Genomic DNA, 24,699 nt, shown 5'->3' on the forward strand with positions numbered 1-24,699 from the left:
GCCTGAACCCGGCGGCTTCAGCGCCGGGAAGCCCGAAGGCGGGCCGGCCTTGGCAGGCCCTTGTGCCTTCGGGTGCAGTGGATCAGTTGCCGGCGAGCCGGGCGAAGGCCTCGATGACCTCCTGTGGGGCCTGAACCAGCTCGACCAGCACGCCCTCGCCACCGATCGGGAACGCCTCGTTGCCCTTCGGGTGCAGGAAGGTGATGTCGTAGCCGGCCGCGCCGCGCCGGATTCCGCCCGGTGCGAAGCGCACGCCGCTGGCGCTCAGCCACTCCACCGCCTTGGGGAGGTCGTCCACCCACAGGCCGACATGGTTCAGGGGCGTAGCGTGCACCGCGGGCTTCTTCTCCGGGTCCAGCGGCTGCATCAGGTCCACCTCGACCTTGAACGGGCCGCTGCCCATGGCGCAGATGTCCTCGTCCACGTTCTCGCGTTCGGAGACGAAGTTCCCGGTGACTTCCAGCCCAAGCATGTCGACCCACAGGGTCTTGAGCTTTTCCTTGCTCGGACCACCGATGGCGATCTGCTGAATGCCGAGGATCTTGAACGGGCGCTGGGACATGGCGGGTACCTGTGATCTGAAGTTAAGAATTCATAATTATAGCCAGCAAGGCCGACGCTGCGGATGCCCGTACGCGGGTCTCGTCTGCGCCATTCGTTGGCCGATCGTTTCCGGCCCGCTCGCCCTTCGGCTCGCCATTTCTCCCTCAGCACCACTCGACCTGCGCCGAAAAGAGGTAGCCGGCACCGTAGACGGTCTTGATCAGGCGTGGGTTCTGCGGGTCGTCGTCGAGCTTGCGCCGCAGACGCGAGATTCGCACGTCGATGCTGCGGTCGAAGGGGTCGAGGTCGCGGTCGCCGAGCAACTGCTCGCGAGAAAGGATCTTGTTCGGCCTGCGCAACAGCGTCAGCAACAGGCCCGCCTCGGCTGCCGAGAGTGAGAGCGTGCGCCCGTCTGGAGCGGTGAGCGCGTGCTGGGCGGCGTCGAATTCCCAGCCGGCGAAGCGTGCGCTGTTGGGGGCGTCCGCCTGGGATGGGCTTACGCTGCGCTGATAGCGACGCAGGATGGAGCGCACGCGTGCGACAAGCTCGCGTGGCTCGAAAGGCTTGACGATGTAATCGTCCGCACCAAGCTCGAGCCCGAGCACACGGTCGGTAACGTCGTTGCGGCCGGTGAGGATGAGCACGGCGCAGGGGCTGCCCTCCTGGAGCTCGCGTACGACCTGCATGCCGTCCATGTCCGGCAGGCCGAGGTCGATGATGCACAGCTCGGGGGCTGTCTGCCGCGAACGCATGAGCAACTGGCGGCCGGTGCTCATGTGTTCGCAGCGAAAACCGTACTCGCCCAGGCTCATGCAGGTCAGGCGCGCGACATCGGGATCGTCCTCGAGCACAAAGATGGTCGGCTGCGCGGTGTCGGTCGGGCTCATGGGCATTGCGGGGCAGTCTCCGTCGGGGCATTCGAGGTCAGAACCGAGGCGAGCACGCTGGCGAGTGCGGCCTGGTCGAAGGGTTTGCGCAGGGTCGGAACGCCTGCGGGCAGATCGTCTGCGTGTGCGGTTTCGCTTGCGTACCCGGTGACGAGCAGGATCGGCAGATCCGCGCGAAGGGCGCGCGCACGACGCGCTAGTTCGCGTCCTCCGATGCCGCCGGGCATGACCGTGTCGCTGACCAGCAGCGCGATGTCGTCCACATTCTGCAGCAGGCCGAGCGCCTCCACGCCGTCTGCAGCCTCGATCACGGTGTACCCGAGCGTGGTGAGCTGCAGGCGGATGACCTTGCGCACCTCGGGCTCGTCCTCCACCAGCAGCACCGGTCCGGACAGGGCGGTGAGGTTGGCGGCGGGGCGCGGTGCGGCGCTCTCGGCAATCGCTGTTTCGCTTGTTGTCGGCAGCACGAAGCGCACATGCGTGCCACGTCCGGGCGTGCTGCGGATGCGGATGTTGCCTCCCGACTGGCGTACGAAGCCGTACACCATCGACAGCCCGAGGCCGCTGCCGCCGCCGAAGGGTTTTGTGGTGAAGAAGGGTTCGAACACGCGCTGCAGCACTGCGGGCTCGATGCCCTTTCCGCTGTCGCCCACGTCGATCTGTACGTAGTCGCCCGGTGGTACCTCGACCACGGTCGAGAGTGCCTTGTCGAGCTTGCGCGGCGCCACCGCGATGGTGAGTTCGCCACCCTCCGGCATGGCGTCGCGTGCGTTGATTGCGAGGTTCAGGATCGCGTTCTCGAGTTGGTGTGGGTCCACGAGCGCATGCAGCGGCGCCTGGGGCATGCGCAGGTGGATGCGGATGGTTTCGCCCAGTGTGCGCGCGAGCAGGTGGGTCATGTTGTGCACCAGCGCGCCGACCTCGACTGCGCGCGGCTCCAGCGTCTGCCGACGCGAGAAGGTGAGCAGGCGGCGGATCAGCTCCGCACCGCGGCGCGCTGCCTGAAGGGATGGGTCGACGAACTCGGCGCCCGCACCGCCACCGATGCGCTGCTGCAGCGCGGACAGGTTGCCGATGATGATGGTGAGCAGGTTGTTGAAGTCGTGCGCAAGGCCGCCGGTCAGTTGTCCGACAGCCTCCATCTTCTGCGCCTGCACCAGGGCGGCCTGACTGGCCTTCTGCTCGGTGATGTCGGTCGACATCACGAAGAAGCCCACGGTGGTGCCGTCGGAGGCGAACTCGGGCACGATCACGCTGCGTGCATGCACGGTGCGCCCGTCGCCGAGCTGGCGGGCGTACTCGTAGCTGACCTGCTCGCCATCCCGCGCACGCTCGAGGTAAGGCAGGATCTGCGTGAAGATCTCCTGCCCGAACACCTGCTCGATGCTGCGACCGGTAATCGACTCCTTGGTCAGCCCGAACCAATCCGCGTAGCCCTTGTTCGCGAAGCGATAGATGTTGTCGCGGTCCACGTAGGCGATCAGGGCCGGGATCGAGTCGATGATCAGTTGCAGCCGGTTCTCGCTGCGACGTAGTGCGCCGGCGATGTCGTCGATCTCGATGTTCGCCTGCGCGAGACGTGCGTTGGCCGCCTGCAACTCGGAGGTGCGTTCGCGCACACGCGCCTCGAGCTGGGTGTTCTGCTCCTCGATCACCGCCGCGTAGCGACGCTGTTCGGTGATGTCGGTCCAGAGCGAGACGAAGCCGAGGTTGGGGATCGGCACGCCCCGGACAGCGAGGATGCGTCCATTCGGGCGCGCGCGCTCGACGTAGTGCGGCTCGAAGCTGCGCGCGGCGGCCATGCGCTCCCGGATCAGGGGTTCGATGTCTCCCGGGCCGTACTCGCCGCGCTCGGCGTTGAAGCGGACGAAAGCCTCGAAGGGCGTGCCCACGCGCACCATCGACTCGGGAAAGTCGAGCAGGCGCAGCAGCGCCTTGTTCCAGGTGACGAGTTTCGGCGTGGCGTCGAATACGGCAATGGCCTGGTCGAGCAGATCCAACCCTGCCAGCAGCAGGTCGTAGCGCCTGCGCTGCTCGGGTGACAATGCCGCCGCGGGGGTGCCGTTGTCTTCAGCGGGGGACGTGCTGCCCAAGGCTGTCTCCGTGTGTCCTTGACGTGGCCGGGATCCTGTGCCCGGAATCTTTGCACGATTCGGCCGTTCCCGTAATGGGCGGGATCCCGCATGTGGGCGGCGCGTCGCCGGACTATGTTGGCGAAAGATTGACGTTAACGTCAACCTCGCAACGCACCATGCGCCGCTCAGCGTGCGCGCGGGCGCGCCTGGTTCCGAAAGCGCTCCGGAGACATCCCCGACCAGGCGACAAAGGCGCGGTAGAAGGTGGACGGATCAGCGTAACCCAGTTCGGCCGCGATGTTTGCGACGGGGTGCTGTGTCTTGGCCAGGCGCGCATAGGCGATGTCGCGTCGCGTGGCCTCCTTGATGGTGCGAAAGCCCGAGCCTTCCTCCTCGAGCCGCCGGTGCAGGGTGCGGGGGGACAGGTGCAGACGGTCGGCAACGTCCTCGAGCGATAGGTTCAGTGGCAGGGCGTCGCGCAGGATGTCGCGCACGCGGAACACCATTTCGCGGTCGCGGCGGTAGAGCATGGTGATCTTGCCCGGTGCGCCGTGGAGAAAACCAGCGAGCGCTGCCTCGTCGCGGCGCAGCGGCAGATCGAGCAGGTTTGCCTGCAGCCGGGCCACCAGCTGTGCGGCGTCGAAGTGCGAGTGCTCGGTGTAGACCAGGGCGTAGTCCTCCGCATGCTGCGGGCGGGAGTAGGGGAACTCCACCGCGTCGAGTGCCAGGCCTCGGCCTACGAACCAGCTTGCCACGCCGTGCAGCAGACGCAGCAACCATTCGTAGGCGAACACGCGAGCGGGTGAATCCCGCGCGTCGCCGAGGCTGCCGCCGTCGTCCAGCACGAGCTCGGCGCGTGCACCATCACGCTGTATACGGACCTGAAAGGCCGGAAGCACGATGCGCAGGAAACGGATGGCGCGATTGAGCGCCTCTTCCAGCGTGGGGGCGCCCAGCATGGCGCGGCACAGGAACTCGAAGCTGCCCACCGGCATGGGTTGTGGCAGCAGCCCGAACGCTTCGTCCTGCAGGGCTTCGATGCACAGGTTGTACAGCACCGCGTAGCGTTCGACTGGCACGCGGCTGGCGGTATCTGCAAGGGCGATGCCGGCGCGCGCGAGCAGGGGCGCGGTGTCCACGCCGCGCCCCTGAAGGCCCGAAAGCATGCCGGTGACGAAGCCCGTGGCAACCGTTGCCCTGCGCCGTCGGCTGCGCGCCGACGGCGCAGGAGGCGCGATGTGCGCTTGCTTGGAAGCCGGGAACTGGGCAGGCATGACGCTTCGGATCGGCATGGAATCGATATAGATTGGCAGATTTTGCACGATCGGCGTCCGCAAGCGCAATGGCGAACCGCTCGCGGGCCTTCTAAGATTGCAGGGTTAGCCCATTCCATGGAGAGGTTCGACATGACCGACCTGAGCGTTGCGCACAAGCTCTCGCCCTACAAGCCCAAGAACAAGGTGCGCTTCGTCACCGCCGCGGCACTGTTCGACGGCCACGATGCCTCGATCAACATCATGCGCCGCATCCTGCAGTCGACCGGCTCCGAGGTGATCCACCTCGGTCACAACCGTTCGGTGGGCGAGATCGTCAACGCCGCGCTGCAGGAAGATGTGCAGGGCATCGCGATCACCAGCTACCAGGGTGGTCACGTCGAGTTCTTCAAGTACATGATCGACCTGCTCAAGGCCAACGGCGGCGAGAACATCAAGGTCTTCGGCGGCGGCGGAGGCGTGATCGTGCCAGCCGAGATCAAGGAATTGCACGAATACGGCGTCACCCACATCTTCTCGCCCGAGGACGGCGCCAAGATGGGCCTGCAGGGCATGATCAACAGCGTCGTCGAGCGCTGTGATCTCGACGTCACCAAGGCTGCGCCACAAAAGGCCGATGCGGTGCTGAAGGCGCTCGCCGCCGGCGACCGTCGTGCGCTGGCACAGATCATCACCGCGCTCGAGAATGGTGGCTATGGCGACGACGTCAAGAAAGCGCTGATCGACGCCGCGGCCAAGACCAAGGTGCCGACGCTGGGCATCACCGGCACCGGCGGTGCGGGCAAGTCCTCGCTCACCGACGAGCTCGTGCGCCGCTTCCGTCTCGACCAGGACGACAAGCTCAAGCTCGCAATCGTGTCGATCGACCCCTCGCGCAAGCGTACCGGCGGCGCGCTGCTGGGCGACCGCATCCGCATGAACGCGATCGAGCACGACAACATCTACATGCGCTCGCTCGCCACCCGCGACACCGGTTCGGAAGTCTCGGCCGCGCTGCCCGAAGTCATCGCTGCGTGCAAGCTGGCGGGCTTCGACCTGGTGGTGGTCGAGACCTCCGGCATCGGCCAGGGCAACGCCGCGATCGTGCCCTTCGTCGATCTGTCGCTGTACGTGATGACCCCCGAGTTCGGCGCCGCCAGCCAACTCGAGAAGATCGACATGCTCGACTTCGCCGACTTCGTCGCCATCAACAAGTTCGACCGCAAGGGCGCGCAGGATGCGCTGCGCGACGTCGCCAAGCAGTACCAGCGCAACCGCGAGCTGTTCAGCCAGCGTCCGGAAGAGATGCCCGTGTTCGGCACCATGGCCGCGCGCTTCAACGACGACGGCGTCACCGCGCTGTACCAGGCCATGCTGCCGGCGCTGGTGGGCAAGGGCCTGAAGGTCGCCAAGAGCAAGCTGCCGGTGGTGAAGGTCCGCGCCTCGTCCGAAGGGCGCGCCATCGTCCCGGCTGACCGTACCCGCTACCTGGCCGAGATCGCCGACACCGTCCGCGGCTATCACAAGCAGGTCGAGCAGCAGGCGCGCGTCGCACGCGAGCGCCAGTCGCTGAAGATCGCGAAGGGCCTGTTCGAGCAGTGCGGCAAGGATGCCGGCTCGTTCGACGAGCTGATCAACTGGAAGGACGGCGAACTCACCCCGCAGGCCAAGAAGCTGCTCGAGCAGTGGCCGACCGAGAAGGCGCTGTACGCAGCGGACGAGTACGTGGTGAAGATCCGCGACAAGGAGATCCGTACCCAGCTCACCCACACCTCGCTGTCGGGCAGCAAGATCCGCAAGGTGGCGTTGCCCAACTTCGAGGACGAGGGCGAGACGCTCAAGTTCCTGATGAAGGAGAACGTTCCCGGCTCCTTCCCCTACACCGCCGGTGTGTTCGCGTTCAAGCGCGAAGGCGAGGACCCGACCCGCATGTTCGCGGGCGAGGGCGACGCCTTCCGCACCAACCGCCGCTTCAAGAAGGTGTCCGAGGGCATGCCGGCGCACCGCCTGTCGACCGCCTTCGACTCGGTCACCCTGTACGGCTGCGACCCCGACCTGCGTCCGGACATCTACGGCAAGATCGGCAACTCCGGCGTGTCCATCGCCACGCTCGACGACATGAAGGTGCTGTACGACGGCTTCGACCTGTGCGCGCCGACCACCTCGGTGTCGATGACGATCAACGGCCCGGCGCCGATCATCCTGGCCTTCTTCTTCAACACCGCGCTCGACCAGCAGATCGCCAAGTTCAAGGCCGACAACGGTCGCGACCCGACCGAGGACGAGTACGCCAAGATCAAGGCCTGGACGCTGTCGACCGTGCGCGGCACGGTGCAGGCCGACATCCTGAAGGAAGATCAGGGCCAGAACACCTGCATCTTCAGCACCGAGTTCGCGCTCAAGATGATGGGCGACATCCAGGAGTACTTCGTCCATAACAAGGTGCAGAACTTCTACTCGGTGTCGATCTCCGGCTACCACATCGCCGAGGCCGGCGCGAACCCGATCAGCCAGCTCGCCTTCACGCTGTCGAACGGCTTCACCTACGTCGAGTCGTACCTGGCGCGCGGCATGCACATCGACGATTTCGCGCCCAACCTGTCCTTCTTCTTCAGCAACGGCATGGACCCCGAGTACTCGGTGATCGGCCGCGTCGCCCGCCGCATCTGGGCGGTGGCGATGAAGAACAAGTACGGCGCCAACGAGCGCAGCCAGAAGCTGAAGTACCACGTGCAGACTTCGGGCCGCTCGCTGCATGCGCAGGAGATGGACTTCAACGACATCCGCACCACGCTGCAGGCGCTGATCGCGATCTACGACAACTGCAACTCGCTGCACACCAACGCCTACGACGAAGCGATCACCACGCCGACCGAAGAGTCCGTGCGTCGTGCGATGGCGATCCAGCTCATCATCAACCGCGAGTGGGGCCTGGCCAAGAACGAGAACCCGAACCAGGGCGCCTTCATCATCGAGGAACTCACCGACCTCGTCGAAGAGGCGGTGCTCAAGGAGTTCGAGGCCATCGCTTCCCGCGGCGGCGTGCTCGGCGCGATGGAGACCGGCTACCAGCGCGGAAAGATCCAGGAGGAGTCGCTCTACTACGAGCACAAGAAGCACGACGGCTCCTACCCGATCATCGGCGTGAACACCTTCCTCAACCCGAAGGGCCAGGCGCAGCAGGAGATCGAGCTGGCGCGTTCGACCGAGGAAGAGAAGCAGGGCCAGTTGAAGCGCCTCGCCGACTTCCACGCCCGCAACAAGGCCGAGGCGCCCAAGTGGCAGGCCAAGCTGCAGCAGGCCGTCATCGACAACAGCAACGTGTTCGAAGTGCTGGTCGATGCGGTGCGCTACTGCTCGCTGGGCCAGATCACCGAGGCGCTGTACAAGGTCGGTGGCCAGTACCGCCGTAGCATGTAAGCCTCAAGGTTTCTCCCCCCTCTCCCAATTGGGACACGGCGCTTCGGCGCCGTTTTTTTTACCACCCCGATTCGGTGCCCCCATGCTGTGCCTCCATTCGCTGGCACCTGGGGCCCTTGAGACCGTCGGGTGCTCTTCTCGTGGGGCGCACTCTGCGCTGGGCGATAGAATGCGGTGTTCCGCAACAGGCCCGGATTCGCGATGAACCTCACCACCCCTGCGCTGCTGTTCCCGGCGATTTCACTGCTCTTGCTCGCATATACGAACCGCTTCCTCACGCTCGCGCAGGTGATCCGGCAACTCAATGCCTCCAGCGATCGCGCGGCGCCGTTGGTGCAGTGCCAACTGCCAGGGTTGAAGCGGCGGATCATGCTGACCCAGTACATGCAGGGCTTCGGGGTGCTCAGCTTCCTGCTCTGTGCGCTGTCGATGTTTGCGCTCTTCGTCGAGGCGCAGACCGCGGGGCAATGGATGTTCGGGATCAGCATCGTGATCCTGGCGATGTCGCTCGTGCTGTCGCTGATCGAGGTGCTGATCTCGACCGAGGCGCTGTCGGTGGTGGTGCAGGATCTCGAGAAGGCCGGAAGCAGGCGGGACCGCGGCGCCTGAAACCGGCTGGACCTGAAGCGCGTACGGTGGGCGGCGCCGCTGTTCGTCGTGGGGCGGGGTTGCCCGCACCCACGACGAACAGCACGGCTGCGGCGCGCTCAGCGGCTGGTCAGCTTGAGCTCGATGCGCCGGTTGCGCGCGTGGGCCGCCTCGGTGCCTGCCGTGTCCAGCGGGTGGAACTCGCCATAGCCGGTGGCGGCGAGGCGCTCGGGCGGAACGCCCTGGCTGCGCAGGAATTTCACGATGGCGAGCGCACGCGCGGTCGAAAGCTCCCAGTTCGATGGGAAGCGCGCGGTGGAGATCGGCCGGCGATCGGTATGGCCATCGACCTGGAGCACCCAGGGCAGATCCTTCGGCATCTCCGCAGAGAGGGTTTTCAGGGTTTCTGCCAGACGGGTGAGCTGAATGAACCCGTCGGGGCTGACCTCGTCCGAGGCCGTGGGGAACAGCACCTCGCTGGAAAAAACGAAGCGGTCGCCGACGATCTGCACGTCCTTGCGGTCGCCGAGTACGGCCTGCAAACGCCCGAAGAACTCGGAGCGGTAACGTGCGAGTTCCTTCACGCGGGCGGCCAGCGCGAGGTTGAGCTCGCGCCCGAGCTCTTCGAGCTTGAGGTCCTTGTCGCGTGCTGCGGCCTCGGCGCTGGCCAGCGCATTGTTGAGCTGTTCGAGCTGTTCGCGCACCGCGGCAAGCTGGCGATTGAGCAGTTCGACCTGAGCGATCGCAGCGGCCGACATCTCCTGCTGTTCCTTCAGCCCACGCTCCGAGGTATCGAGCGCACCCGCCAGGCGCGCGGCCTCGGCCTCGAGTTCGGCCTTGAGCTTCTGGAGCGCCGCGATGTCGGCCGACAGGCGCGCGGCCTCCTCGCGCTGCGTCTTGGCCTCGTCCTGCGCAGCGTGCAGTTCGTCGCGCGAGGCGAGCAGCTCGCTGCTCAGCGCTTCGCGCTCTCGCTCCGAGGCGGTGAGTGAGGCGCTCAGCTCGCCCACCATGACGTCCGCACGTTCGCGCGCGGACTTCTCCAGGCTCAGGGTCTGCGCGAGTACGGCGAGCTCGGCGTTCAGTTGGGCGAGCGCGCGGTCGCGGCCGCTGACCGCGTCGGCGAGCACGAACTGGCCGATCACGAACACCAGGATCACGAACACCATCACCATCAGCAGTGATGCGAGCGCGTCCACGAAGCCGGGCCAGAAGTCCAGTGGCCGGCGGCGGGCGAGTCGGGCCATGGCTCAGTCCGCCTTGTTGCCGGAAGCACCGCCCAGCGCTGCGCCGATGGTTCGCGAGAGCAGGCGCAGCTCGGCGCGCAGGTCCTCGGTGAACTGCGCGCCCTGTGCGGGCTGCTGGGCAAGCTGGCGGATCAGGCCGCGCAGGTCGTCCTGGGTGGCCGAGAGTGCGGACAGATCACGTGATTCGCGGCCGATGAGGTCGGCCAGGCGGGTGAGCTGGTTGTTGAGCTCGCCCAGGTGCTCGGCGGTGACACGACGCTCGCGCTCGGACTCGGCCGCCGAGCGCTGCATGCGCTCGATGCTCTCGGCGGTCTGCTCGAGCAGCGCCTGTACGTAGGCGGGTACGTTGCCCTCGCCCTCCATGCCGACGCCCGAGGGCAGCTTGGTGATGTTCGAGAGCCACTCTTCAAGTTCATTGTAGAAACGGTTCTGCGCGTGGCCGGACTGGAGGTCGAGGAAGCCGACGACGAGCGAGCCGGCAAGACCGAACAACGAGGTCGAGAAACTGGTCGCCATGCCACCCAGGGGCGCGTCGAGCTTGGTCTTGAGCGCCTCGAACATGGCCACCGGGTCGCTGCCCACGCTCAGGTTGCCGATGATCTCGCCGATCGAGCGGATGGTTGCGAGCAGTCCCCAGAAGGTGCCGAGCAGGCCGAGGAAGATCAGCAGCCCGATCAGGTAGCGGGACAGATCGCGCTGTTCCTCGAGGCGGATCTGCACGCTGTCGAGGATCGAGCGGGTGGATGCCGGGGAGAGGTGGAACTGACCGCGCTTGCGGCTGGACAGCAGGCGGGCCATCGGAGCGAGCAGGACCGGACGCAGGCCGGTTTGCGCCGGGCCCCCGTCCGACTGCTGGAACGCCTCGATCCACAGCACTTCGCGCTGCAGTCGCCAGACCTGGCGCAGGTTGACGAGGATGCCCACGGCAAGCACGAACAGGATCACGCCGTTGAAGGCGCCGTTGGCGAGAAACGCATGCTTGAGCTGGGGAACGAGCGCGGCCGCGAGAACGGCCACAAGTGCGAGAAAGACGGCCATCCAGGTCGTGACGTGGACGGGTTTGGTGAAGTCCTTGCGTTCCATCGGGCGTGTTCCGGGTGAGGGTGACGGCATCTGCCCGGAGCGAAAGACCGGGCAGGCGCGAGTCTAGCGCGAACGGGCTTGCCCAGTCAGTCCGGCAACCGCTGATTTGTCGATTGGAGGCTCCAGTTGCGAGGCGCCGGCACTTTTCGCCCGGTTGCAACAATTCAGTACATTCCACAAACAGTTGCGCAAAGGTGCCTTGCCACACTCCAGCCTCAACTGGATCGGACGCTCGTCGGCGTCCCGCCCGAGCCACGACAAGATCACGAAGCGGCCGCGGCGCAGCGTCCAGACAGGGACAACCAAAGGAGGAGTGTGGAATGGACACACGCATGAGCGCGTCCGACCACCGTCAGGGCGAAGTGGTGCTGGACACCTTCCCGCGCTACCTGATGCATCACGCACAGGTACGTCCGCAGCAGGCGGCGATGCGAGAGAAGGCGTACGGAATCTGGCAGACCTACACGTGGGCGCAGGTTGCCGAGAATGTTCGTGCAATCGCCTGCGGGCTGGCGGAACTCGGCTTCAAGCGCGGCGACCGGCTCGCCATCGTCGGTGACAACCGTCCGCGCCTGTACTGGTCCGTCGCGGCATGCCAGTGCCTTGGCGGCATCCCGGTCATGTTGTACCAGGATGCGGTGGCGCAGGAGATGGTCTATGTGCTGCAGGATGCCGAGATCCGCTTCGCGGTGGTCGAGGATCAGGAGCAGGTCGACAAGATGCTCGAGATCCTGCCCGAGGCGCCGATGCTGGAGCACGTGATCTACGACGACCCGCGGGGCATGCGCCACTACGCCCAGACCATGCTCAAGGGGCTGGATGAGTTGCAGGAGATGGGCCGCATTCACGACCGCAACCAGCCGGACTTCCTGACGGGCGAGATCGACAAGGGCGCCTCCGACGACATCTCGATCATGCTGTACACCTCGGGCACCACCGGCAAGCCCAAGGGCGTGTGCCAGACGCACGGCGCTTTTGTCGCCGCGGCGCGCGGTGCGATCCTGTTCGACAAGCTCACCGACAAGGAGGACATCCTGTCCTACCTGCCGATGGCCTGGGTGGGGGATCACCTGTTCTCGTTCGCGCAGGCCACGGTCGCCGGATTCACCATCAATTGCCCGGAGTCGGGTGAAACGGTGATGACCGACCTGCGCGAGATCGGCCCGACCTACTACTTCGCCCCGCCGCGCGTGTTCGAGAACCTGCTCACCCAGGTCATGATTCGCATGGAGGATGCTGGTAGCCTCAAGCGCAAGGTCTTCCACCACTTCATGGACGTCGCCCGTCGCTGTGGCGCCGACATTCTGGACGGCAAGCCGGTGTCGGGGGGCGATCGCTTCCAGTACTGGCTGGGCAACCTGCTGGTGTACGGGCCGCTGAAGAACGTGCTCGGCATGAGCCGGATCCGCGTCGCCTACACCGCAGGTGCGGCGATCGGTCCGGACCTGTTCCGCTTCTACCGCTCGATCGGCATCAACCTCAAGCAGCTCTACGGCCAGACCGAGACCTGTGCCTATGTGTGCCTGCAGCCCGACGGAGAGATCAAGCTTGATTCGGTGGGCAAGCCGGCGCCTTTCGTCGAGGTCAAGCTCGCCGACAACGGCGAGATCCTGGTCAAGGGGCCGATGCTGCTCAAGGCCTATTACAAGCGCCCGGACGCCACTGCCGAGTCGATCAACGCCGAAGGCTACTTCATGACTGGCGACGCCGGCTTCTTCGACGAGGATGGGCACCTGAAGATCATCGACCGCGCCAAGGATGTCGGCAAGATGGCCGACGGCACGATGTTTGCGCCCAATTACATCGAGAACAAGCTCAAGTTCTTCCAGCATGTAAAGGAAGCGGTCACCTTCGGTAACGGCAAGGCGTTCGCGACCGCCTTCATCAACATCGACCTCGAGGCGGTGGGCAACTGGGCGGAGAAGAAGGGCATGGCCTACTCCGGCTACGCCGACCTCGCCCAGCAGGGTGCGGTGTACGAACTGATCCGTGACTGCGTGGAGAAGGTCAATGCCGATCTGGCCGCGGACCCCAACATGAGCGGCTCGCAGATCAAGCGCTTCCTGATCCTGCACAAGGAACTCGATGCCGATGACGGGGAACTGACCCGCACGCGCAAGGTGCGGCGCAACTTCATCGCGGAGAAGTACGGTGTGCTGATCGATGCCCTGTTCGAGGGCCGCAAGAGCCAGTACATCGAGACCCAGGTGAAATACGAGGACGGCCGCACCGGCAAGGTTTCCGCCGATCTTCGCATCGAGGAAGTGAAGACCTTCGCGGCGCAGGCCGGTAAGCAGGCGGCCTGAGGAGACGAGGCATGAACATGACCGACATGAACACCGCCCCGACCGGGGCGCAGGCCGGGCGCCGGTTCGGCGACGTGATCCTCGACCTGCAGAACATTTCGCTGCGTTTCGGGGGCGTCAAGGCGCTCACCGACATCAGCTTCAACATCCGCGAGCACGAGGTGCGGGCCATCATCGGCCCCAACGGCGCGGGCAAGAGTTCGATGCTGAACGTGATCAACGGCGTCTACCACCCGCAGGAAGGCCGCATCATGTTCCGCGGCGAGGAGCGCAAGAAGATGGAGCCGCACATGGCGGCCCAGCAGGGCATCGCGCGCACCTTCCAGAACATCGCGCTGTTCAAGGGCATGAGCGTGCTCGACAACATCATGACCGGGCGCAACCTGAAGATGAAGTGCAACATCTTCCAGCAGGCGCTTTGGCTCGGTCCGGCGCTGCGCGAGGAGATCGCGCACCGCGAGAAGGTCGAGGAGATCATCGACTTCCTCGAGATCCAGCACATCCGCAAGACGCCCGTGGGGGCGCTGCCCTACGGTCTGCAGAAGCGTGTCGACCTCGGTCGCGCGCTGGCGATGGAGCCGCAGATCCTGCTGCTCGACGAGCCGATGGCGGGCATGAACGTCGAGGAAAAGCAAGACATGTGCCGCTTCATCCTCGACATCAGCGACCAGTTTGGCACCACGATCGTGCTGATCGAACACGACATGGGCGTGGTCATGGACATCTCCGACCGCGTGGTGGTGCTCGATTACGGCAAGAAGATCGGCGACGGGACGCCGGACGAAGTCCGGAACAACCAGGATGTCATCAACGCCTACCTGGGCAGCGGTCACTGAGCGGAGCGGGACATGGGATTCTTTATCGAAACGATGTTGGGTGGGCTGATGACCGGCATGTTGTATGCGCTGGTCGCCCTGGGCTTTGTGCTCATCTTCAAGGCCTCGGGGGTGTTCAACTTCGCCCAGGGGGCGATGGTACTGGTGGCTGCGCTGGCGATGGCCCGCTTCTCCGAGTGGAGCAACGCGGCACTCGGCGGTGACAGCCTCTTCCTGGCCAACGTGATCGGCATCGTCGGTGCTGGCCTGGTCATGTTTGCGGTGGCCTGGGCGGTGGAGCGCTTCGTGCTGCGCAAACTGGTGAACCAGGAGGGCGCAACGCTGCTGATGGTGACGCTGGGGATCGCCTATGTGCTCGAGGGCCTCGGCCAGACCTTCTTCGGCAGCGAGATCTACTCGATCAACGTGGGCATGCCGAAGGACCCGGTGATCATGTTCGAGGGCCTCATCGAAGGCGGCGTCATGATCAACAAGGAGGACTTCATCGCCGCGGCGCTGGCGGCGGTGCTGGTGGGCGGCCTCACCATCTTCTTCCAGAAGACCGCGATCGGCCGCGCCCTGCGTGCGGTGGCGGACGACCATCAGGCGGCGCAGTCGGTGGGCATCCCGCTCAACAAGACCTGGGTGATCGTGTGGTGCGTGGCCGGTCTGGTCGCTCTGGTGGCCGGCATCATCTGGGGCTCGAAGATGGGCGTTCAGTTCTCGCTCGTCACCGTTGCCCTGCGTGCGTTGCCGGTGGTGATTCTCGGCGGCCTGACCTCAGTGCCGGGCGCGATCGTCGGCGGCCTGATCATCGGCGTCGGCGAGAAGCTCTCCGAGGTGTACCTCGGCCCCTTCGTCGGTGGCGGCATCGAGATCTGGTTCGCCTATGTGATGGCGCTGATTGTGCTGCTGTTCCGACCGCAGGGTCTGTTCGGCGAAAAGATCATCAACCGCGTCTGACCGGGAGACATAACAGTGTTCTATCGCGAAAACGGCCAGTTCAAGACGAGCTACGCGGCCGACCAACAAATTTTCACCATCGCCCAGGACAAGTGGTTCGTCTACGGGTTGATCGCCTTCGCCGTGCTTGCGGTGCCGATGCTGGCCGACGAGTACATGTTCCGCGCCATCCTGATTCCCTTCCTGGTGCTGTCGCTGGCCGCGCTGGGGGTGAACCTGCTGGTCGGCTATTGCGGCCAGATCACGCTGGGGGCGGGCGCCTTCATGGCGATCGGGGCGTATGCTGCTTACAACTTCATGGTGCGCATCGATGGCATGCCGCTGGTGCTGGCGATGCTGCTCGGGGGTGCAGCGGCGGCGGCGTTCGGCATCCTGTTCGGCATCCCCAGCCTGCGCGTGCGCGGCCTCTACCTTGCAGTGGCGACGTTGGCGGCGCAGTTCCTGTGCGACTGGGCCTTCCTGCGCATCGGCTGGTTCACCAACTACTCCTCGTCCGGTTCGGTGTCGGTTGCCAAACTCGAGGTGCTGGGCTGGGTGATCGACTCGCCGGTGGAGAAGTACCTGTTCTGCCTCGCCTTCGTGGTGGTGTTCGCGGTGATCGCCAAGAACCTGACCCGCGCGGCCATTGGCCGCCAGTGGATGGCGATCCGCGACATGGACGTGGCCGCCGAGGTCATCGGCATCCGCCCGATGTTCTCCAAGCTATCGGCGTTTGCGGTCAGCTCCTTCTTCGTCGGCGTGGCCGGTGCGCTGTGGGGGTTCGTCTACCTGGGGTCGTGGGAGCCGGCGGCGTTCTCGGTCGATCGCTCCTTCCAACTGCTGTTCATGGTCATCATCGGTGGCATGGGGTCGATCATGGGCAGCTTCTTCGGCGCGGCCTTCATCGTCGTCCTGCCGATCTTCCTGAACCAGTTCCTGCCCTTCCTCGGTGGCCTGGTCGGCATTTCGGTATCGACCGCCGGCGTGTCCCATGCCGAGTTCATCATCTTCGGTTCGCTGATCATCTTCTTCCTGATCGTCGAGCCGCATGGCCTCGCCCGTCTGTGGTCGATCGCCAAGCAGAAGCTGCGTCTGTGGCCCTTCCCGCACTGATGCAGCGTTTCATTTCCCGCAGTGCCCATGCAGCATATAAAAGGAGGAGACTCATGAAATTCCGTTCCCTGGCCCTCGCGGCCGCCATCGCGTCGGTGGGCCTGTCGTCCGCCGTGTTCCCCACCGCCGCCCAGGCTCAAGCGCAGGAGCAGTTCTTTCCGGTGCTGGTCTATCGCACCGGCGCCTATGCCGCCAACGGCAACCCCTGGGCCAACGGTTATGTCGATTACCTGAAGCTGATCAACGCCCAGGGCGGCGTCAACGGCGTCAAGCTCTCGTACGAGGAGTGCGAGTTCGGCTACGCCACCGACCGCGGCGTGGAGTGTTACGAGCGCCTGAAGGGCAAGAACGCAACGCTGTTCCAGAGCCTTTCGACCGGGGTGACCTTCGCGCTCACCGACAAGGCGACGGCCGACAAGATCCCGCTGATCACCGCCGGCTATGGCCGCAGCGAGTCGCAGGATGGCTCGGTGTTCACCTGGAACTTCCCGCTGCTGGGCACCTACTGGGTCGGTGCGGACGTTGCCATCCAGCACGTCGCCAAGGAGATGGGTGGGCTGGACAATCTCAAGGGCAAGAAGATTGCGCTCGTCTATCACGACAGCCCCTTCGGCAAGGAGCCGATCCCGGTGCTGCAGGAGCGTGCCAAGATGCACGGCTTCGATCTGCAACTCCTGCCGGTCGCCCACCCGGGCGTGGAGCAGAAGGCCACCTGGCTGCAGATTCGCCGCGATCGTCCGGACCATGTGTTGCTGTGGGGCTGGGGCGTGATGAACTCCACCGCAATCAAGGAAGCGCAGGCCACCGGCTATCCGCGTGAGAAGATGCTGGGTATCTGGTGGGCGGGCGCGGAACCGGACGTCAAGGACGTCGGTGCCGGTGCCAAGGGCTACAGCGCGCTTGCGCTGCAGCACGGCGCCGAGCCGAACAGCAAGGTCGTCAAGGACATGCTCGCCATGGTGCACGACAAGGGCCAGGGTACGGGTCCGAAGGATGAGGTTGGCTCCGTGCTGTACATGCGCGGCCTGATCTCGGCCATGCTGGGCGTGGAAGGCGTGCGCCAGGCGCAGGAGCGCTACGGCAAGGGCAAGGTCATGACCGGCGAGCAGGTGCGCTGGGGTCTGGAGAATCTCAACCTCGACCAGGGCAAGCTCGACGCCATGGGCTTCGCCGGCGTGATGCGCCCGGTGCAGACCTCCTGCACCGACCACATGGGTGCGTCGTGGGTGCGCGTGCACTCCTGGGACGGCAGCAAGTGGGCGTTCAGTTCCGACTGGTATCAGGCCGACGACAAGGTGCTGCGTCCGATGGTGCTCGAGGCGGCGAGCAAGTATGCGGCTGAGAAGGGCATCCAGCGCCGTACCGCGGAGCAGTGCGCGGAATAAGTCGAAACCGCGTTGAAACTGAGTTGAAACGTGCCTCCGCACCGCGTGGTGCGGAGGACTTTCCCTGGAATCGAACATGAACGCACCCAACCCAGCCTTCCTCAGCGTCAATAACATCGAGGTCATCTACAACCACGTCATCCTCGTGCTGAAGGGCGTGTCGCTTTCGGTGCAGGAGGGCAGCATCGTTGCGCTGCTGGGCGGCAACGGCGCGGGCAAGACCACCACCCTGCGTGCGGTCAGCAACCTGCTCAAGGGCGAACGCGGCGAGGTGACCAAGGGTTCGGTCGAATACAAGGGCGAGCGCGTCGAAGCGCTGACCCCCGCCGACCTCGTCAAGCGCGGCGTCGTGCAGGTCATGGAGGGCCGCCATTGTTTCGGCCACCTGACCATCGAGGAGAACCTGCGCACCGGCGCCTACACACGCACCGACGGCAAGGCCGCGGTCGAGGAGACGCTGGAGAAGGTCTACACCTATTTCCCCCGCCTGAAGACGCGCCGCAACAGCCAGGCAGCCTATACCTCGGGCGGTGAACAGCAGATGTGCGCGATCGGGCGCGCAATCATGGCCAAGCCGAAGCTGGTGCTGCTCGACGAACCTTCGATGGGCCTGGCGCCGCTGATCGTCGAAGAGGTGTTCGAGATCGTGAAGGATCTCAACACCAAGGAAAAGGTGAGCTTTCTGCTCGCCGAACAGAACACCATGGTCGCGCTTCGCTACGCCGATTTCGGCTACATCATGGAGAACGGCCGCATCGTCATGGAAGGCGCGGCGAGCGAGTTGTCCACCAACGAGGACGTCAAGGAGTTCTACCTCGGGCTCTCGGGTGAGGGGCGCAAGAGCTTCCGCGACATCAAGCATTACCGCCGCCGCAAGCGGTGGCTGAGCTGAGCCGGTGCAGGCCCGAATCCGAGACAACCACCCAGCGAGCAGGGATGCCGAGATGACTTTCCACGATGCGCGGGAAACCCGCGACCCCGAGATCCGCGAACGCGAGTTGCTGGCCCGGCTACCGGCGCAGATCGCACACGCACGTGCTGCAGCACCTGCCTTCGGGCGGCTGCTGGCCGACGTTGACCCGGACTCGGTCACCAGCCGCGCGGCGCTCGCTACACTGCCGGTCATCCGCAAGTCCGAACTCCTTGAACTGCAGAAGGGCGCACGCCCCTTTGGCGGGTTTGCGGCGATCGGCTGGGGCGCGGCCTGCCGGCGCGTGTTTGCCTCGCCCGGTCCGCTCTACGAACCCGAGGGTGCGGGACCCGACTACTACCGCCTGGCGCGTGCGTTGTTCGCCGCGGGTTTCCGTGCCGGCGATCTGGTGCACAACACCTTCTCCTACCACTTCACGCCCGCCGGATCGATGATGGAGACTGCCGCGCACGCCCTCGGCTGCACGGTTTTCCCGGCCGGCGTGGGGCAGACCGAGCAGCAGCTTGCGGCAATCGCCGACCTTCGGCCGAACGCATACGTGGGCACGCCATCCTTTCTGCGCATCCTGCTCGACAAGGCAGACGAGTTGGGCGTTGTCGTATCCTTCACCAAGGCCTTCGTCTCGGGTGAAGCCTTTCCGCCCAGCGTGCGCGAAGCCTTCGCCGCGCGCGGGATCGAGGCCTGCCAAGCCTATGCTACCGCGGACATCGGCCTGATTGCCTATGAAACCCCTGCTCGCGAGGGCATGGTGGTGGATGAGGATATCCTGCTCGAGATCGTGCGTCCGGGTACGGGTGACCCGGTTGCGCCCGGTGAAGTGGGCGAGGTGGTGGTGACCACCTTCAATCCCGACTATCCGCTGATCCGGTTCGGCACCGGCGACCTGTCCGCCGTGCTGCCCGGCAGCTCACCCTGCGGCCGGACGAACGTACGCATCAAGGGATGGATGGGACGTGCCGACCAGACCACAAAGGTCAAGGGCATGTTCGTGCATCCCGGCCAGGTCGCGCAGGTGGTGCGCCGCCACCCGGAGGTGACCCGTGCCCGCCTCGTGGTGGATAATCCGGGCCTCAACGACCGCATGACCCTGATGTGCGAGGCGGCTGGCGGTGGCAGCGAAGCGCTGGCCAGCGCCATCTCGGCCAGCATCCGCGAGGTCACCAAGCTGCGCGGCGAGGTCGCCTTCCTGCCGTCGGGCGCACTTGCCAACGATGGCAAGGTCATCGACGACCTCAGGGTCTATCAGTAACGTCACGCGTGGCCGCCTCGGGCGGTTGCGCCCGGCGGCCACCGGGCGCGGTGGCCGTCCGTATTACCGGAGGCTGCATGCACGATCGCGAAACCGCGCCGCGCGCCCCGCTCGAGGGCGTGCGTATCCTGGATCTCACTCGTCTCCTGCCGGGGCCACTGGCGACCCAGCACCTTGGCGACTTCGGTGCCGAGGTGATCAAGGTCGAGGACACCGGCGCGGGCGACTACGCGCGCACGATGGGCGCGATGGGCGGTGAAACGAGCTGGTTCTACCAGATCGTCAATCGCAACAAGCAGAGCCTGCGTCTGGACCTCAAGCACCCCGAGGGGCGCGATCTTTTCCTGCGCCTCGTGGAGTGCGCGGACGTCGTCGTCGAGGGCTTTCGCCCCGGCGTGATGGCGCGCCTGGGCCTGGGCTACGATGTGCTTGCCGCGCGCAATCCTCGTCTGGTGCTGTGCAGTATCACTGGCTACGGCCAGACCGGCCCGTATGCGGCACGTGCGGGCCACGACATCAATTACCTCGGCTACGCGGGCGTGCTGGACCAGATCGGCCTGGCCGGCAGCGCGCCGGCGCTCTCCAACGTTCAGGTAGGCGATCTGCTCGGTGGAACCATGAGCGCCGCGATGGGCATCATGGTCGCGCTCTTCGCCGCACAGCGAAGCGGCAGCGGGCGCCATGTGGACGTCTCGATGACCGATGCCAGCTTCGCCCATGCGATTTTCCCGCTCACCGAGGTGCTCGCCCACGGGCGGGTCAGGCCGCGCGGCGAAGCGCTGCTCAGTGGTGGCGTACCGTGCTACGGCGTCTATGAAACCGCAGACGGCCGCCACATGGCGGTGGGGGCGCTGGAAGAGAAGTTCTGGAAGCTGCTGTGCAGCACGCTGGGGCGCCCGGACCTCGAGCCGGGGCACCTTGCCGAGGGTGAGGCGGGTGCGCGGGTGCGGAGTGCGCTCGCGGAGATCTTCCGCAGCCGCAGCCAGCGCGAATGGATCGCCGTGTTCGATGCTGTGGATTGCTGCGTAACGCCCGTGTTGCGCCTGGAGGAGAGTCTGGAAAACGAGCAGCTCAGGGCGCGGGGCATGGTCATGGAGGTCGACGGGGTACGCCAGTTCGGCCCTCTGCTGCAAATGCAGCCGACGGCTGCGCAAGAAGCGCGTCCGGCGCCGGCGCGCGTGGGGATGCACAGCGCGCAGATTCTCGCGGCACTCGGCCTGTCCGATGCGGAGATCGCTCGCCTGCAGGCGCAAGGGGTCGTCTGAGGCAGGGTGCGGCGTCCTCTGGATGTCGCCGAGATCGGGCATTCGCCGCGGGGGCGGATGCCCTCACGGTCACTTGTCCGGTGCGGTCTTGCGTCGCGTTCCACGTGCGCCGCTCTTGGCGCTGCCGTCCTCGGGCGTGGGAGCCTGTTCTGCGGTGGGAGCGCCGGTCATCATGCTCCACGGCCACATCGACGCTGCAGCGGCAAAGGGGTTGCCCTCGGTTTCCCCACCCGACTCGCCTGCGGCCTGTTGGCTCATGGCCTTGACCGCAGCGAGTGCGGCGCGCTGCATCTCGAGCCCCTGGATGCTCATCTGCAACATGTTGAGGTTCATCTTCAGCCAGCCTTCGACTGCGCGCATGTCCTTGATGCGCTTGTCGAGTTCATCGACATCCAGGGTCGGGGTGACCATGCCGGGCAGCGAGAAACCCATCTGGCCCCACATGCCCCGGACGAATTCGAGGGGGTCTTGTGCGTTCTGGTCCTGAGACATGGTCTGCGCTCCGCTCGGTAATGGACTGATGCGTTCATATTAACCGAAGCGAGGCGGCCGGTGACGCGCCCCGATGCGCAGCGGCGCGCGTCAGCTCACGCCGACCAGGCGGTGGATGAGGGCCCGCAGCCGGGCAGGGCGAGCGGGTTTGTGAAGGACGTGGGCTCCGGCGGCATGGACGCGCTCCAGTGTTTCGGGCGCGGTGTCGCCACTCACCAGGATCGCGGGCATCCGGCTCAGGCCGGGCACGGCGCGGGCTTCGTCCATGAGTGCGAGCCCGTCACGTTCGCCGCGCAGGCGCAGATCGGTGACGAGGATGTCGGGTACGACCCCCTTACGCAGCCACCCCATCGCCTCCTCGGCATCGTGAGCCGGATGCACCTCGCAGCCCCACGTGGCGAGCAGACGGCTCATGGCGTCGAGTGCGAGCGGATCGTCATCCACCGCGAGCACCTGAAGCCCATCGAAGTTGCCCATCGCCCGCGCTTCCTGATCGATCTCGACCTGTTTCGGCTGTGCCGCGGCCTGAAGCTCGATCGCGAACACGGAACCGCGGCCGGGGGCCGAGCGCAGCGAGAGTTCGAGTCCGAGCAGGTCGACCAGGCGGCGCACGATCGCCAGCCCGAGGCCCATGCCCTTGTCCCGTGCTCGTTCGGCATTCTCGAGCTGGACGAACTCGTGGAAGATGATCTGCTGTGCGTCCTCATGGATGCCGATGCCGCTGTCGCGTACCTCCACGCGCCAGTTCTGTCCGCGCCGCCGGCAGGCGAGCAGGACGGTTCCGGAAGGGGTGTAACGGACGGCGTTGCCGAGAAGGTTGTCCACGATCCGTTCGAATAGCTGAGGGTCGCTCAGCGCCCAGCAGGGCGGGCAGTGCAGGCGGAGCGCCAGACCATGCTCGGCGGCGTCGGTTGCGTGCCGGGCGAGCATGTGTTCGAGCTTACCCCGCAGGTCGAAGACCACCGGGCTCGGGGCCAGGACGCCGGCGTCGAGGCGCGAAATGTCGAGCAAGCTGTCGAGCAGCCCCTCCATCGCCTCGGTCGAGGCGACCAGCCTTTCGGTGATCTGGCGGCTGCGCGCGTCCAGATCCTGCTGTGCGAGCTGGGATAAAAACAGTCCGAGGGCGTGCAGGGGCTGTCGCAGGTCGTGGCTTGCTGCGGCGAGGAAGCGGGATTTCGCCAGACTTGCGCGCTCGGCTTCCTCCGTCCGTGCGCGCAACGCCAGCGTGGCCTCATCGATGCGGCGGCTCATGAGTGCGCGAGCGTCGGCAAGTCGTGCAGCCATTTCGTTCACGCCTTCGGCCAAGGCGCGCAGACTGCCTCCGCCGCTGGGGGCCACGCGCTGATCAAGCTCGCCGCGGCCGATGCGCTGTACCGTGTCGGCAACCGCACGGATTGGTCCGCTGACGCTGCGACTCATGCGCCGTGCCAGCAACAGGCTGCCGAGCGCGACGACCAGCATCCAGCCCGCAGCGATGCGCAGCAGTTCAGCATGACGGGCACGCAAGCGCTCGAGTGAGACGTCGACCAGCACCAGACCTGGCGCCCTGTGTCTTGTGGTCGCGGCGGAAGGGTGCTCGAAGGCGTCCTCTATCGGCAACTCGCTGGCGCGGATCGGCTCCACGATGCGCAGCCAGCGTTCGCCGGCGACCGTCTGCGCGCGATCCGGCACGACCACTGGCGGCGCCGGCATCGAGGGTGCAAGCTGACCCGCGCTGGCAAGGATGACGCCCTCGGCACCGACGATCGCCACCGCTGCGATATCGTCCTCCTGCAGCAGTGCCTCGGACATCTGCTGCAGGCGCAGGCGATCACCGGAAAAGAGCGGAAACTCGCTCGCGATCGCGAGCTGTCGCGCATGGGCGTGCGCGCGTGCGCGGAGTGCCTCGTCCAGGTCTGCGAGACGCAGGCCGGTGTGGGTTGCCGTCATCAGTGTCGCGAGCACCAGCATCGGGACGAAGGCAACGAAGGTGACCCGTGCACGGATGCCCCAGCGGCCGATCATCGTTGGCCGTCCTCGGTCTGCATCAGTGCGCGGGTGAGCGTCTCCGCTGGCTGCAGCTGGAGTCCGAGTGCGCGTGCGACGGTGGTGTTGACGCCAACCTCGAATAGCCGCGGTGCTGCCGGAGGCGGCATGGGGTCGCCAGCGAGCAGGCGCGCCGCGAGCCCGGCGGCCTCGTGCCCGGCCTGCGTGGCACTTGTGTACAGGCCCAGCACGGCTCCGGCGCGGACATAGGCGGCGGAATGGCCCAGCACCGGTGAGCGCAGCCGGTAGGCAGTCATGAGGATGTTCTGCACTGTGTAGCGGTTGAACACCGTGGTGTCGGGCAGGCTCACGAGCACGGCCGGCGCCTGCAGCGCCTTCTGCAGCCCGGGGTAGAGTTCGTCTTCACTACGCACGAGCGCAGTGCGCACGCTAAGGCCCTCCGTGCTGGCGGCAGCGGCCAGCGCCTTTGCGTGTGCCGTGCTCGCGGTGCCGTAGAGGGTGGCGATATGCGTGTGTGCGGGGAGGGCCATGCGCAGCAGGGCCACCTGGCGGGCTGCGGGCTGATCCAGCACGATTGCCGTGAATGGGCCGGAGGCAGCGCCGCGCTCGAGGCCTTCGAGGGCGTTGCGCGACAGCAGCGCATGCAGGATGGGTGCCGTGGATCCCGCGCGTGCGGCGTTGGTGGCCGCTTCGCTCCCGAGCGTCACGACAAGCGCCGCCGTGTCGAGCTCGTCGCGCTCGACCTCGCCGCCTTCCCGTACCGCGACGGTGAGTTGTGGAGCGATGTCCTGCAGCCGTGCGCTGAAGGCGCGCACCGCTTCCTGATGCACCGGGTCTTCGCCCTGCGCGAGCACGAGCACCGGAGCTTGCGCAACGGCCGCCGTCACCTGCATCAGTCCGGCGGCAAGCACGCACAGCAGGCGTGACACGCGGGTCATGCCGTCACGACCCGCGTGCACCGGCTCCGGTCGATGCGGGGGAACGGGTTGTGGCGATCGGGGTGGCGGGGCATGTGCGGCAATCGTGGGTGGCCGGGTTGCGGACCGGCGCTGGGCGAGCGGGCGGATGGAAGGAACAGGGGGCCGATTCTCGCCGCTTTTTCCGGAATGGAATAGAGGGGGT

General features: G+C 66.0%; 19 protein-coding genes. 10 read left to right on the forward strand and 9 right to left on the reverse strand.

The genetic code is table 11. The annotated features are described in order from the left end of the window. Positions 1–82: 82 nt before the first annotated feature. The 4 genes from ACUH78_RS06000 to ACUH78_RS06015 form a co-directional block, all read right to left on the reverse strand. Complete coding sequence (locus ACUH78_RS06000) at positions 83–562, reverse strand: VOC family protein (RefSeq protein WP_435750678.1); 480 nt, start codon at positions 560–562, stop codon at positions 83–85. 145 nt (positions 563–707) lie between these two features. Beyond that, the gene (locus tag ACUH78_RS06005; protein WP_435750680.1) at positions 708–1,436 is read right to left on the reverse strand and encodes a response regulator transcription factor; all 729 of its coding nucleotides are present in this window, start codon (positions 1,434–1,436) and stop codon (positions 708–710) included. Continuing rightward, a complete protein-coding gene (locus tag ACUH78_RS06010) occupies positions 1,427–3,523 on the reverse strand; it encodes a PAS-domain containing protein (RefSeq protein WP_435750681.1) in 2,097 nt (698 codons plus the stop codon). The genes ACUH78_RS06005 and ACUH78_RS06010 overlap by 10 nt, the downstream gene beginning before the upstream one ends. 167 nt (positions 3,524–3,690) lie before the next feature. Then, the gene (locus ACUH78_RS06015; RefSeq protein ID WP_418363787.1) at positions 3,691–4,671 is read right to left on the reverse strand and encodes an AraC family transcriptional regulator; all 981 of its coding nucleotides are present in this window, start codon (positions 4,669–4,671) and stop codon (positions 3,691–3,693) included. 240 nt (positions 4,672–4,911) lie between these two features. Between ACUH78_RS06015 and icmF the strand changes: the two genes are divergently transcribed. Both icmF and ACUH78_RS06025 read left to right on the forward strand, forming a co-directional pair. Beyond that, positions 4,912–8,178, forward strand: coding sequence for a fused isobutyryl-CoA mutase/GTPase IcmF (icmF, locus tag ACUH78_RS06020; protein WP_418363674.1), 3,267 nt, complete (start codon positions 4,912–4,914; stop codon positions 8,176–8,178). A gap of 201 nt (positions 8,179–8,379) precedes the next feature. Further along, entirely contained in the window at positions 8,380–8,787 is a 408-nt protein-coding gene (locus tag ACUH78_RS06025) for a DUF2721 domain-containing protein (protein ID WP_418363673.1), read from the forward strand. A gap of 98 nt (positions 8,788–8,885) precedes the next feature. Here ACUH78_RS06025 and ACUH78_RS06030 read toward each other — a convergent pair whose 3' ends face one another. Continuing rightward, entirely contained in the window at positions 8,886–10,010 is a 1,125-nt protein-coding gene (locus ACUH78_RS06030; protein ID WP_418363672.1) for a peptidoglycan -binding protein, read from the reverse strand. A 3-nt stretch (positions 10,011–10,013) separates the two neighbouring features. After that, positions 10,014–11,093 carry a flagellar motor protein MotA gene (locus tag ACUH78_RS06035; protein ID WP_418363671.1) on the reverse strand — a complete coding sequence of 360 codons (1,080 nt, stop codon included), beginning with the start codon at positions 11,091–11,093 and terminating at the stop codon, positions 10,014–10,016. 320 nt (positions 11,094–11,413) lie between these two features. Here ACUH78_RS06035 and ACUH78_RS06040 point away from each other — a divergent pair, with 320 nt between their 5' ends. The 8 genes from ACUH78_RS06040 to ACUH78_RS06075 all read left to right on the forward strand — a co-directional run bounded on the left by ACUH78_RS06040 (position 11,414) and on the right by ACUH78_RS06075 (position 21,099). Continuing rightward, positions 11,414–13,399 carry an AMP-dependent synthetase/ligase gene (locus ACUH78_RS06040; RefSeq protein ID WP_418363670.1) on the forward strand — a complete coding sequence of 662 codons (1,986 nt, stop codon included), beginning with the start codon at positions 11,414–11,416 and terminating at the stop codon, positions 13,397–13,399. An 11-nt stretch (positions 13,400–13,410) separates the two neighbouring features. Beyond that, the gene (locus tag ACUH78_RS06045; RefSeq protein ID WP_418363669.1) at positions 13,411–14,235 is read left to right on the forward strand and encodes an ABC transporter ATP-binding protein; all 825 of its coding nucleotides are present in this window, start codon (positions 13,411–13,413) and stop codon (positions 14,233–14,235) included. A gap of 12 nt (positions 14,236–14,247) precedes the next feature. Further along, positions 14,248–15,177 carry a branched-chain amino acid ABC transporter permease gene (locus ACUH78_RS06050; protein WP_418363668.1) on the forward strand — a complete coding sequence of 310 codons (930 nt, stop codon included), beginning with the start codon at positions 14,248–14,250 and terminating at the stop codon, positions 15,175–15,177. 15 nt (positions 15,178–15,192) lie between these two features. Next, entirely contained in the window at positions 15,193–16,269 is a 1,077-nt protein-coding gene (locus ACUH78_RS06055; protein WP_418363667.1) for a branched-chain amino acid ABC transporter permease, read from the forward strand. A gap of 53 nt (positions 16,270–16,322) precedes the next feature. Next, positions 16,323–17,654 (forward strand): ABC transporter substrate-binding protein, encoded by a 1,332-nt coding sequence (locus tag ACUH78_RS06060; protein ID WP_418363666.1) that lies wholly within the window; start codon positions 16,323–16,325, stop codon positions 17,652–17,654. Between the two features lie 76 nt (positions 17,655–17,730). Next, positions 17,731–18,546: an ABC transporter ATP-binding protein gene (locus ACUH78_RS06065; RefSeq protein ID WP_418363665.1), complete on the forward strand. Its 816-nt coding sequence runs from the start codon at positions 17,731–17,733 to the stop codon at positions 18,544–18,546. Between the two features lie 52 nt (positions 18,547–18,598). Then, positions 18,599–19,834, forward strand: a complete 1,236-nt coding sequence (locus tag ACUH78_RS06070) for a phenylacetate--CoA ligase family protein (RefSeq protein ID WP_418363664.1) — start codon at positions 18,599–18,601, stop codon at positions 19,832–19,834. Between the two features lie 77 nt (positions 19,835–19,911). Further along, positions 19,912–21,099 (forward strand): CaiB/BaiF CoA transferase family protein, encoded by a 1,188-nt coding sequence (locus tag ACUH78_RS06075; protein ID WP_418363663.1) that lies wholly within the window; start codon positions 19,912–19,914, stop codon positions 21,097–21,099. A gap of 69 nt (positions 21,100–21,168) precedes the next feature. Here the strand turns inward: ACUH78_RS06075 and ACUH78_RS06080 are convergent, their stop codons facing one another. From ACUH78_RS06080 to ACUH78_RS06090, 3 genes are all read right to left on the reverse strand, one after another. After that, entirely contained in the window at positions 21,169–21,591 is a 423-nt protein-coding gene (locus tag ACUH78_RS06080; protein WP_418363662.1) for a PhaM family polyhydroxyalkanoate granule multifunctional regulatory protein, read from the reverse strand. 90 nt (positions 21,592–21,681) lie between these two features. Beyond that, complete coding sequence (locus ACUH78_RS06085) at positions 21,682–23,595, reverse strand: ATP-binding response regulator (protein ID WP_445332998.1); 1,914 nt, start codon at positions 23,593–23,595, stop codon at positions 21,682–21,684. Next, positions 23,592–24,515, reverse strand: coding sequence for an ABC transporter substrate-binding protein (locus ACUH78_RS06090; protein ID WP_418363660.1), 924 nt, complete (start codon positions 24,513–24,515; stop codon positions 23,592–23,594). The genes ACUH78_RS06085 and ACUH78_RS06090 overlap by 4 nt, the downstream gene beginning before the upstream one ends. Positions 24,516–24,699 lie beyond the last annotated feature (184 nt).

Source organism: Thauera sp. ZXT1-4 (assembly GCF_052598215.2).

Excerpts from the sequence above, each read along its gene's own strand:
- ACUH78_RS06025 (WP_418363673.1), top strand. The coding sequence starts at position 8,380 with ATGAACCTCACCACCCCTGCGCTGCTGTTCCCGGCGATTTCACTGCTC.
- ACUH78_RS06035 (WP_418363671.1), bottom strand. The coding sequence starts at position 11,093 with ATGGAACGCAAGGACTTCACCAAACCCGTCCACGTCACGACCTGGATG.
- ACUH78_RS06040 (WP_418363670.1), top strand. The coding sequence starts at position 11,414 with ATGGACACACGCATGAGCGCGTCCGACCACCGTCAGGGCGAAGTGGTG.
- ACUH78_RS06075 (WP_418363663.1), top strand. The coding sequence starts at position 19,912 with ATGCACGATCGCGAAACCGCGCCGCGCGCCCCGCTCGAGGGCGTGCGT.
- ACUH78_RS06000 (WP_435750678.1), bottom strand. The coding sequence starts at position 562 with ATGTCCCAGCGCCCGTTCAAGATCCTCGGCATTCAGCAGATCGCCATC.
- ACUH78_RS06065 (WP_418363665.1), top strand. The coding sequence starts at position 17,731 with ATGAACGCACCCAACCCAGCCTTCCTCAGCGTCAATAACATCGAGGTC.
- ACUH78_RS06015 (WP_418363787.1), bottom strand. The coding sequence starts at position 4,671 with ATGCTTTCGGGCCTTCAGGGGCGCGGCGTGGACACCGCGCCCCTGCTC.
- ACUH78_RS06080 (WP_418363662.1), bottom strand. The coding sequence starts at position 21,591 with ATGTCTCAGGACCAGAACGCACAAGACCCCCTCGAATTCGTCCGGGGC.
- ACUH78_RS06090 (WP_418363660.1), bottom strand. The coding sequence starts at position 24,515 with ATGACCCGCGTGTCACGCCTGCTGTGCGTGCTTGCCGCCGGACTGATG.
- ACUH78_RS06045 (WP_418363669.1), top strand. The coding sequence starts at position 13,411 with ATGAACATGACCGACATGAACACCGCCCCGACCGGGGCGCAGGCCGGG.
- ACUH78_RS06060 (WP_418363666.1), top strand. The coding sequence starts at position 16,323 with ATGAAATTCCGTTCCCTGGCCCTCGCGGCCGCCATCGCGTCGGTGGGC.
- icmF (WP_418363674.1), top strand. The coding sequence starts at position 4,912 with ATGACCGACCTGAGCGTTGCGCACAAGCTCTCGCCCTACAAGCCCAAG.
- ACUH78_RS06005 (WP_435750680.1), bottom strand. The coding sequence starts at position 1,436 with ATGCCCATGAGCCCGACCGACACCGCGCAGCCGACCATCTTTGTGCTC.
- ACUH78_RS06050 (WP_418363668.1), top strand. The coding sequence starts at position 14,248 with ATGGGATTCTTTATCGAAACGATGTTGGGTGGGCTGATGACCGGCATG.
- ACUH78_RS06085 (WP_445332998.1), bottom strand. The coding sequence starts at position 23,595 with ATGATCGGCCGCTGGGGCATCCGTGCACGGGTCACCTTCGTTGCCTTC.
- ACUH78_RS06030 (WP_418363672.1), bottom strand. The coding sequence starts at position 10,010 with ATGGCCCGACTCGCCCGCCGCCGGCCACTGGACTTCTGGCCCGGCTTC.
- ACUH78_RS06070 (WP_418363664.1), top strand. The coding sequence starts at position 18,599 with ATGACTTTCCACGATGCGCGGGAAACCCGCGACCCCGAGATCCGCGAA.